This window comes from Prauserella flavalba, assembly GCF_003202235.1.
Lineage (GTDB): Bacteria > Actinomycetota > Actinomycetes > Mycobacteriales > Pseudonocardiaceae > Prauserella_A > Prauserella_A flavalba.
Genome location: NZ_MASU01000002.1, coordinates 717,765 through 727,500 on the forward strand (window position 1 = coordinate 717,765; position 9,736 = coordinate 727,500).

9 protein-coding genes (1 of these 9 running past the window's edge) are annotated in these 9,736 nt (G+C 70.3%); 3 read left to right on the forward strand and 6 right to left on the reverse strand.

The features are described from left to right. Positions 1-7: 7 nt before the first annotated feature. A complete protein-coding gene (locus BA062_RS05850; protein WP_110334957.1) occupies positions 8-1,276 on the reverse strand; it encodes a primosomal protein in 1,269 nt (422 codons plus the stop codon). Between the two features lie 209 nt (positions 1,277-1,485). Here BA062_RS05850 and BA062_RS05855 point away from each other — a divergent pair, with 209 nt between their 5' ends. After that, the gene (locus BA062_RS05855; protein WP_110334958.1) at positions 1,486-4,005 is read left to right on the forward strand and encodes a DEAD/DEAH box helicase; all 2,520 of its coding nucleotides are present in this window, start codon (positions 1,486-1,488) and stop codon (positions 4,003-4,005) included. 222 nt (positions 4,006-4,227) lie between these two features. On the opposite strand, the gene BA062_RS05865 is transcribed toward BA062_RS05855, so the two are convergent. The 4 genes from BA062_RS05865 to BA062_RS05880 are packed head-to-tail and all read right to left on the reverse strand — an operon-like array spanning position 4,228 to position 8,185. After that, on the reverse strand, positions 4,228-5,097 hold the full coding sequence (locus BA062_RS05865; RefSeq protein ID WP_110334960.1) for an aldehyde dehydrogenase family protein: 870 nt from the start codon (positions 5,095-5,097) through the stop codon (positions 4,228-4,230). Continuing rightward, complete coding sequence (locus BA062_RS05870) at positions 5,090-6,523, reverse strand: aldehyde dehydrogenase family protein (RefSeq protein WP_110334961.1); 1,434 nt, start codon at positions 6,521-6,523, stop codon at positions 5,090-5,092. Before BA062_RS05870 ends, BA062_RS05865 begins: the two co-directional genes overlap by 8 nt. Before the next feature lies 1 nt (position 6,524). Beyond that, positions 6,525-7,478, reverse strand: coding sequence for a deoxyribose-phosphate aldolase (gene deoC / locus BA062_RS05875; protein WP_110334962.1), 954 nt, complete (start codon positions 7,476-7,478; stop codon positions 6,525-6,527). 41 nt (positions 7,479-7,519) lie between these two features. After that, positions 7,520-8,185 carry a DUF1707 SHOCT-like domain-containing protein gene (locus BA062_RS05880; RefSeq protein WP_110334963.1) on the reverse strand — a complete coding sequence of 222 codons (666 nt, stop codon included), beginning with the start codon at positions 8,183-8,185 and terminating at the stop codon, positions 7,520-7,522. A 79-nt stretch (positions 8,186-8,264) separates the two neighbouring features. Between BA062_RS05880 and upp the strand changes: the two genes are divergently transcribed. Beyond that, positions 8,265-8,888 (forward strand): uracil phosphoribosyltransferase, encoded by a 624-nt coding sequence (gene upp, locus BA062_RS05885; RefSeq protein WP_110334964.1) that lies wholly within the window; start codon positions 8,265-8,267, stop codon positions 8,886-8,888. Here upp and BA062_RS05890 read toward each other — a convergent pair. Further along, entirely contained in the window at positions 8,885-9,475 is a 591-nt protein-coding gene (locus BA062_RS05890; RefSeq protein WP_110334965.1) for a TetR/AcrR family transcriptional regulator, read from the reverse strand. The two genes, upp and BA062_RS05890, sit on opposite strands and share 4 nt — an antisense overlap. A gap of 94 nt (positions 9,476-9,569) precedes the next feature. On the opposite strand from BA062_RS05890, the gene BA062_RS05895 reads away from it, so the two are divergent. Beyond that, positions 9,570-9,736: the 5' portion of a MerR family transcriptional regulator gene (locus BA062_RS05895; RefSeq protein ID WP_110334966.1), read on the forward strand. 226 nt of this gene lie beyond the right edge of the window; the window shows 167 of its 393 coding nt (coding positions 1-167); it begins with the start codon at positions 9,570-9,572; its stop codon lies off the right edge, out of view.

Genomic DNA, 9,736 nt, shown 5'->3' on the forward strand with positions numbered 1-9,736 from the left:
GTCGAGGTCAGTTCAGGCGGAGGCGGTCCTCGAAGGACTCGACGAGGCCCTGCCACGCCTTCTGCTCGGCGTCGAACGGCGGGCTCGGCGCGAGACGTGTCGGGTCAGGCCGCAGCACGAACGACACCAGCCAGCCCAGGCTCTCCGAGGTCGCCAGCGCCGTCGAGACACTGTCGTCGTCCGCCCAGTCGGCCGCGTCGGTGAGCAGCTCCACCGCCAGCTCCAGCTGGGTCGGGTCGATCGCGTCGAGCCCCTCGGCGATGTCGGCGTCCAGCCCGGCCAGCACGTAGGTGTTGTCGGGGTCGACGTCGATCTCCAGCTCACCCGCGGTCGCCTTGGTCAGCACCTCGTCCCAAGTGGACACCTCGGCGAGGTCGGTGTCGGCGAGCTCCGCGCCGTCGGCGAGCTTGCGCGCGAGCGCCTTCTCGGAGCCGAACACCTCGATCCGGCCGTCCGAGCCGAGGAAGATCGGCTCGTCGTCGAGGTAGCAGCGCAGCGTGAAGTACTCCTTCTCCGACAGCACGATCTTGATCGGGTCGATGCCGACCTCACCCCAGAAGCCGACGGGCTCGTCGTCCTGGTCGTCTTCCGCCGTGTCACCGTCGGACTCGGAGTCCACCGTGTCCAGGTCCTCGTCCTCGGTGTCCACACCGGCCTCGGACTCGGCCGACTCCTCGTGGAACGCGGCCAGCTCCTCGGCGGTCTGCTCCAGAGTCGCCGCGTCCACGGCCGGCACGGTCACCAGCTCGTCGATCGTGTCGAGGATGACGTCCCACTTCTCGGAGACCGTCTCGGACAGGTCGTTCCAGAGCCGGGCGCCCTCGCGGCCGGTGAACGGCAGCTGGCCCTGGTCCAGCAGCGAGAAGCCCTCGCAGCCGTCGAGGATCTCGTGCACCTCGTCCAGCTCGCACACGTCGGCGAGCGAGCGGACGATGCCGACGATCTCCGCCAGCTCGGACAGGGTCCAGGAGTCGGGCTCCTCCGCGACCATCTCCGGAACGCCGACCAGGTCGTACGAGTGGTCGTCGTCGGGGATCAGCTCGGGGACGTTCAGCTCGGGCACGGCCTCCCACGCCGGGTGGTCGATGAGGTCGTGCTGCTCGGCGGTACGGACGAACGCGGCCAGGTGTGCCGCGTCGGGGAACGCGTAGAGGTCGTCCTCGTCACCGAGGAACGCCTCCCACTCCTCGCCGTCCTCTCGCCATCGTGGTGCCCACAGGGTCACCAGATCGCCTTGTGGCAGCCCGAGCTCGATCGGGATGATGTCCTGTGCCATTCCGCCCTCCGGAAACCACCTGTGCGCGTGCCGACCCGATGCAGTGCCGAACCGAACGCGATACGCGAAGCCTACGGGTTCCCGCCGCGCTCCGCGATCACCCCTCGCATCCGGTCACCCCGTCATACCGGGCAGCCCGGGTACGCTCGACGGGAGTGCGATACCCGCTGGCACCTGCGGTGGGTCACCAGGCACGATCTGAAACCACGATGACTGACTTCCTCACTGACCAGCTGCCCACCGGAGCGGACGCCGCGGACCCCGACGCCCTCTTCGACGCGTTCTCCACCTGGACCTCCCAGCGTGGCCTCGAGCTGTACCCGGCACAAGAGGAAGCGCTGATCGAGGTGGTCTCGGGGGCCAACGTCATCCTGTCCACGCCGACGGGTTCGGGAAAGAGCCTGGTGGCCGTGGGCGCGCACTTCACGGCGCTCGCGCAGGGCAGGCGCAGTTTCTACACGGCCCCCATCAAGGCGCTGGTCTCGGAGAAGTTCTTCTCGCTCATCGACATCCTCGGCGCCGACAACGTCGGCATGATGACCGGCGACTCCAACGTGAACCCCGACGCGCCCATCATCTGCTGCACGGCGGAAATCCTGGCGAACATCGCGTTGCGGCTCGGTGCCGAGGCCGACGTGGGGCAGGTCGTGGCCGACGAGTTCCACTACTACTCCGAGCCGGACCGCGGCTGGGCGTGGCAGGTGCCGCTGCTGGAGCTACCGCGGGCACAGTTCGTGCTCATGTCCGCCACGCTCGGCGACGTCACGTTCTTCGAGAAGGACCTGACGCGGCGCACCGGGCGGTCGACGGCCGTCGTGACCTCGGCGCAACGTCCCGTGCCGCTGACGTTCCGTTACGCGCTCACGCCCATGCACGAGACGGTGTCCGAGCTGCTGCACTCCGGGCAGGCCCCGGTGTACGTCGTGCACTTCTCGCAGGCCGCGGCCGTCGAGCGGGCGCAGGCGCTGATGAGCATCAACGTCACCACGCGCGCGGAGAAGGACGCCATCGCGGAGGCGATCGGCGACTTCCGGTTCTCGGCGGGCTTCGGCAAGACGCTGTCGCGGCTGGTGCGCCACGGCATCGGCGTCCACCATGCCGGGATGCTGCCGAAGTACCGGCGCCTGGTCGAGCAGCTCGCGCAGGCGGGACTGCTCAAGCTCATCTGCGGCACCGACACGCTCGGCGTCGGCATCAACGTGCCCATCCGCACTGTGGTGCTCTCGGCGCTGACGAAGTTCGACGGCGTGCGCCAGCGGCACCTCAAGGCCAGGGAGTTCCACCAGATCGCAGGCCGGGCGGGCCGGGCGGGCTACGACACCGACGGCTACGTGGTCGTGCAGGCGCCCGACCACGTCATCGAGAACGCCAAGGCGCTGGAGAAGGCGGGCGACGATCCCAAGAAGAAGCGCAAGATCGTCCGCAAGAAGGCGCCCGAGGGCTTCGTCAACTGGACTGAGAGCACCTTCGAGCGGCTCGTCGCCGCCGAGCCCGAGCCGCTGACGTCGAGCTTCGCCGTCAGCCACTCGATGCTGCTCAACGTGATCTCGCGGCCCGGCAATGCCTTCGAGCACATGCGGCACCTGCTGGAGGACAACCACGAGGACCGGCCCGCGCAGCGCAGGCACATCCTGCGGGCGATCGCGATCTACCGGGCACTGCTCGCGGCGGGCGTCGTGGAGCAGCTCGACGAGCCCGACGAGCAGGGCCGGATCGTGCGGCTGACCGTCGACCTGCAGTTCGACTTCGCGCTCAACCAGCCGCTGTCGCCGCTCGCGCTCGCCGCGATCGAGCTCTTGGACCCCGACTCACCGGTCTACGCGCTCGACGTCGTGTCCATCGTGGAGTCCACGGTGGACAACCCGAAGCAGGTGCTGTCGCAGCAGCAGTTCAAGGCGCGCAACGAGGCCATCGCCGCCATGAAGGCCGAGGGCATCGAGTACGACGAGCGGATGGAGCTGCTCGAGGACGTCACCTACCCCCGGCCGCTGGAGGAGCTGCTGCGGGCGGCGTACTCGCGTTACCGGCAGGGGCATCCGTGGGTCGCCGACTACGAGCTGGAGCCGAAGTCGGTCGTGCGCGACATGTACGAGCGCGCGATGAACTTCGTGGAGTACATCGGTTTCTACGGCCTCGCCCGCTCCGAGGGCGTGCTGCTGCGGTATCTCGCCGACGCCTACGACGCGCTGCGCAGGACCGTGCCCGACGACGCCAAGACGGAGCCGTTGCAGGACCTCATCGAGTGGCTGGGCGAGCTCGTGCGGCAGGTCGACTCGAGCCTGCTCGACGAGTGGGAGGCGCTGCGGCATCCGGAGGAGGTCGGCGAGCGGCCGCACGGGGTGCCCGAGGGCCCGCCGCCGGTCACGCGCAACGAGCGGGCGTTCCGCGTGCTCGTGCGCAACGAGCTGTTCCGCAGGGTCGAGCTGGCCGCGAGGCGGGACTACGAGACGCTCGGCTCCCTCGACGCCGGTTCCGGCTGGGACGCCGACGCGTGGGAGGACGCGCTCGCCGGCTACTTCGAGGAGTACGGCGAGATCGGCACGGGCCCCGACGCGCGCGGCCCCGCACTGTTCATGATCGAGAAGGAGCCGGACGTGTGGCGCGTGCGGCAGATCCTCGACGACCCCTCCGGAGACCGCGACTGGGGCATCAACGCCGACGTGGACCTCACCGCCTCCGACGAAACCGGCGCCGCCGTCCTCCACATCACGAACGTCAACCAGCACTAAGGCTCGCGAGTCGTGCGTTCAGACTCGCGAGTCGTGCGTTCAGGCCCGCGAGTTGTGCGTTCGGGCACGTCGGCGAGTCGACGCGCCGCGCCCGGGAACGCACAACTCGCCGTCGGGAACGCACGACTCGCGCGCGGGAACGCACGACTCGCGCGCGGGAACGCACGACTCGCGCGCGGGAACGCACGACTCGCGCGCGGGAACGCACGACTCGCGCCGGGGTCAGACGCCCATCGGGTGCCAGACCGTCTTCGGTTCCAGGTAACGCCGCAGGCGGGCGATGTCGGGACGCCGGGTCCAGTCGGGTTCGTCCTCCGGAACGGCCAGCACGCGCTTGACGGTGCCCGCCGCCTCGCGGGCGATCTCCACCCGGCCCACGGGGCCCGCGCCGGTCGGATCGATGGCGTTGACGTCTCCGTGCGAGGCCAGCCACGGGCCCAACTCGCCCGCCCGCCCGGTCAGCACGTTCACCACACCCGCGGGCACGTCCGACGTCGCCAGCACCTCCGACAGCGTGACCGCGGGCAGCGGCCGATCGGCGCTGCTCACCACCACCGCCGTGCACCCGGTCGCGAGCACGGGAGCCACCACGCTCACCAGCCCGAGCAGCGACGACTCCTGCGGCGCCAGCACGCCGACCACCCCGGTCGGCTCCGGCACCGTGAACGAGAAGTACGGCCCCGCCACCGGGTTGGCCGCCCCGAGCACGGTCGCGATCTTGTCCGTCCAGCCCGCGTACCACACCCACCGGTCCACGGCGGCGTCTACAACGGACTGCGCCTTGCGCGAGGGGAGCCCCTCGGAGGCGGCCACCTCGGCGGCGAACTGCTCCCGGCGGCCCTCCATCATCTCCGCGACCCGGTACAGCACCTGGCCCCGGTTGTAGGCGGTCGCGCCGGACCAGCCGTCGAACGCCTTGCGTGCGGCGACCACGGCGTCGCGCACGTCCTTGCGGGAGGCGTGCGCTGCGTTGGCGAGGAACGTGCCCTTCGAGTCGGTCACGGGGTAGGTGCGCCCCGACTCCGAGCGCGGGAACTTGCCGTCGACGTAGAGCTTGTACGTCTTGGCGACGGAGATCCTGTTGTCAGACATCGAGATAGCCCTCCAGCCCGGTCCGGCCGCCCTCGCGCCCGAAGCCCGACTCCTGGTACCCGCCGAACGGAGCGGTGGGATCGAACCGGTTGAACGTGTTGGCCCAGACCACGCCAGCGCGCAGCCGGTTCGCCATCCACAGGATCCGCGACCCCTTCTCGGTCCAGATACCGGCCGACAGCCCGTACGGCGTGTTGTTGGCCTTGGCGACGGCCTCGGCGGGGGTGCGGAACGTCAGCACCGACAGCACGGGGCCGAAGATCTCCTCGCGGGCGATGCGCATCGACTGCTCGACGTTCGAGAACACCGTCGGCGCGAAGAAGAAACCGCGCTCGGGCACCGGGCATGGGCTCGTCCACCGCTCGGCGCCCTCTGCCACGCCCGACTCGGTCAGCTCGCGGATCTTCGCCAGCTGCTCCGCGGAGTTGATCGCGCCGATGTCGGTGTTCTTGTCGAGCGGATCGCCGAGCCGCAGCGTCGAGACGCGGTAGCGCAGCTTCTCCAGCAGCTCGTCCACCACGGACTCCTGCGCGAGCAGCCGCGAACCGGCGCAGCAGACGTGCCCCTGGTTGTAGAAGATGCCGTTGACGATGCCCTCGACGGCCTGGTCGAGCGGGGCGTCGTCGAACACGACGTTGGCCGCTTTGCCGCCCAGCTCCAGCGTGAGCCGCTTGGGCGTGCCCGCCACCGAACGCTGGATGAGCTTGCCGACCTCGGTCGACCCGGTGAACGCGATCTTGTCGATCCCGGCGTGGTTCACCAGCTCGGCGCCGATGTCGCCCGCACCGGGCACGATGTTCACCACGCCCGGAGGGAGGTCGGCCTGCTGGCAGATCTCGGCGAACACCAGCGCCGTCAGCGGCGTGGTCTCCGCGGGCTTGAGCACCACCGTGTTGCCGGTCGCCAGCGCCGGGGCGATCTTCCACGCGAGCATGAGGAGCGGGAAGTTCCACGGAATGATCTGCCCGGCGACGCCGAGTGGCTGCGGGTCGGGCCCGAACCCGGCGTAGTCGAGCTTGTCGGCCCACCCGGCGTGGTAGAAGAAGTGCGCGGCCGCGGTGGGGACGTCGGCGTCGCGGGACTCCTTGATGGGCTTGCCGTTGTCGAGTGTCTCCAGCACCGCGAGCTCGCGCGAACGCTCCTGGATGAGCCGCGCGATGCGGAAGAGGTACTTGGCGCGCTCGGTGCCCGGCATCCTGCGCCACGCTTTGTCGTAGGCCCTGCGCGCGGCCTTCACGGCGGCGTCCACATCGGACGCCGATGCCGTGCCGACCTCGGCGAGCACCTCCTCGGTCGCCGGGTTGACGCTCTTGAGCGGCTCCCCGGTGCCGTCAACGAACTCACCGCCGATGAACGGCCGGTAGGTCGGCTTGAGGCCGGCGATCTCGCGCGACTCGGGCGCGGGTGCGTACTCCCACGTGCTCATGTCAGTCCACCGTCACGTAGTCGGGGCCGCTGTAGTGGCCGTCCAGCTGGGTGCGGCGTTGCAGCAGCAGGTCGTTGAGCAGGCTGGACGCGCCGAAGCGGAACAGCGACGGCGTCAGCCAGTCCGGCCCGGCCACCTCGTGCACGGCGACGAGGTAGCGGATCGCGTCCTTGGTGGTCCGGATGCCGCCCGCCGGCTTCACGCCGCGCAGCTCGCCGGTCGTGGTGTACCAGTCGCGCACCGCCTGCAGCATCACGTGCGTCACCGGCAACGTCGCGGCGGGGGAGACCTTGCCGGTGGACGTCTTGATGAAGTCACCGCCCGCGAGCAGGGCGAGCCACGACGCCCGCCGCACGTTGTCGTAGGTCGCCAGCTCGCCGGTCTCGAGAATGACCTTGAGGTGGGCGTCACCGCACGCGGCCTTGACGGCCTGGATCTCGTCGAACACCTGCCCGTAGCGGCCCTCCAGGAACGCGCCGCGATCGATCACCATGTCGACCTCGGTGGCGCCGGAGCGCACGGCGAGTGCGACGTCGGCGAGCTTGACCTCCCGGCTCGACCGGCCCGAGGGGAACGCCGTGGCGACGCTCGCGACGCCGATGCCCGTGCCCACCAGCGCCTCGACCGCGGTGGCGACGAGGTCCGGGTACACGCACACGGCCGCGACCCGCGGGGTGTCCGGCCGCTCGGGGTCGGGGCGGCGGGCCTTGGCGGCCAGCGCGCGCACCTTTCCGTGCGTGTCCGCGCCCTCGAGCGTCGTCAGGTCGACCATCGAGATGGCCGTGTCGATCGCCTGGAGCTTGGAGCCCTTCTTGATGCTGCGGGTGCCGAGGCCCGCCGCCCGCTGTTCGACGCCGACCTGGTCGACGCCGGGCAGGCCGTGCAGGAACCGGCGCAGGCTTCGCTCGTCGCTCGTGGCGTCGGAGAGCTCGGCCGGCAAGGTGGGTGTTGCCATGCGCACGAGCGTAGCCGGACGCCCGTTCGCGGGTGGCGTTCTTACTTCTCGACCTGCTTGCGCTTCGGATCGCGGGGGACCCGGCGCACGTCGACGGCGCCCCAGAAGGCGAAGCCGTTGATCTTCACCGTCGGCGCGTCGGGCGGTACGGAGTCCTCGGGGGCCGCGCCCTTCTTGTCGGTGGTCTCGAAGGCGCCCATGATGCCGATGCCGGTGACCTCGACGTGGATGTCGTCGGGCACCGTGATCTCCACGCCGCCCATGATCGCCACGGCGGTGATCGTCGAGTGCCGCTCGGCGAAGCGGGCCTTGCGCAGGTCGATCTCGGTGCCGCCCCAGAACGCGAAGCTGTTGTGCTGCGGCGGCACGACCCAGTTGCCCTTGCGGCTGACCCCGGACATGATCGCGATCGAGGTCGTCGACCCCGGTTTCCCGCCGATCCGCGTCTCCGGGGAGCGGGACTGCGAGACGGCGGGCAGCTGCGTGGCGGCCTGCGGAACGGCCACCATGCCGGGCAGGTCCTCGACCACGGGCTCGAGCTCGCCGAGCGTCTTGGCCGCGTACACGGTACCGAGTCGCTCCTCGAGCTCGGCCATCGTGATCCGGCCCTCGCCCATCGCGTTGTGCAGCAGCTGCGCCACCCGTTCCCGGTCGGCGTCCGACGCGCGCAGCTGTTTCGGATCGCGAGCCCCAGGCTGTTCTGTCACGGGTACACCCTAGCGAGCGGACTTGAGTTCCGGGTCATCGTCGGCTACAGGAGCGCGGGAACTGATTAGGGTGTCGACCATGGACGTCCTCGTCGTCGAACACCCGCTGGCGCGGGCACGCCTGTCCACCATGCGCGACGCCCGCACCGACAGCGCGGCGTTCCGCGCGGCGCTGCACGAGCTCACCCTGATGCTGGTCTACGAGGCCACGCGGGAGGCTCCGCTGGTCACCGAGCGCATCCACACGCCGGTCGCGCGTACCGACGCCTACCGGCTGGCGAACCCGCCGCTCCTGGTCCCGGTGCTGAGGGCCGGCCTTGGCATGGCCGACCAGGCGCACAAGCTGATCCCGGACGCGCAGATGGGTTTCGTCGGGCTCGCCCGCGACGAGGAGACCCTGCGGCCGACCCCTTATATGGAGTCGTTGCCGGAGTCGCTGGCCGACCGGCCGGTGTTCGTGCTCGACCCGATGCTGGCGACGGGTGGCTCGATGGAGTACACGATCCGCCTGCTCACCGGGCGCGGGGCCACCGACGTCACGGCGGTGTGCGCGCTGGCGGCCCCCGAGGGCCTCAAGCTCCTGGAGGATTCCGGGCTGCCGGTGCGGGTGGTGACCGCGAGCATCGACGAGCGGCTCAACGACTCGGGCTTCATCGTCCCGGGCCTCGGCGACGCCGGTGACCGGCAGTACGGCGCCGTCTAGCGACGCCAGCCGTTGGCGTTGGCCCTGATGGAGCGCTCGTAGGCGCGGCAGAAGTCGATCTCGCGGGGGAGCGTCTCGTTCAGCTCGAGCGAGACGAGCCCGTGGGCGCAGGCCCAGGAGCTCACGGCGATCACCTCGGTGGGGACGTCGGCGAACACGCCCGCGGCGATCCCGTCGGCGACCACGTCCCACAGCGGCTGCAACGCGTTCATGGCGAGCTTGCTCGCCTGGTCGTCGGGCTCGAAGCCGGGCACCGCGTTGGTGAACATGACGGAGTAGAGGCGCCGGTGGGCCAGTGCGCTGTCGCGGTAGGCGAGCCCGAGGCGCACGACGTCCTCCACCGGGTCGCCGCACCGCGGTACGGACCGCAGCCGCTCGTCGAACCGCTGGAAGCCCTCCGAGTAGAGGGCGTTGACCAGGCCGGGCTTGCTCCCGAAGAGGGAGTAGACGGCGGTGGTGGACGTCTGCACGTCCGTCGCGAGCCTGCGCAGGCTCAGTGCCTTGGCCCCCTCCGCGGCGAGTAGTTCGCTCGCGCGGTCGAGCAGGCGGCCCCGCAATGCCTCGTCGTGCGTCTTCGGGCGTGGCATGTCGAGCACCTTATCGGGACGCTGTTATGAAACGGGCGGACACCGGGATCGCGGAGTTGACCTGGAGCGCGCTCCAGGTCGTACCGTCGCAGGTATGAGCTACTCGATAGCGGAGGCCGCGCGACGTAGCGGGTTGTCGATCGACACTCTTCGGTACTACGAGCGCATCGATCTCCTCGAACCGCCCGCGAGGGACGCGGCGGGCAGGCGTGCCTACTCGGAGGAGGACCTCGCCTGGCTGTCGTTCCTCACCAGGCTGCG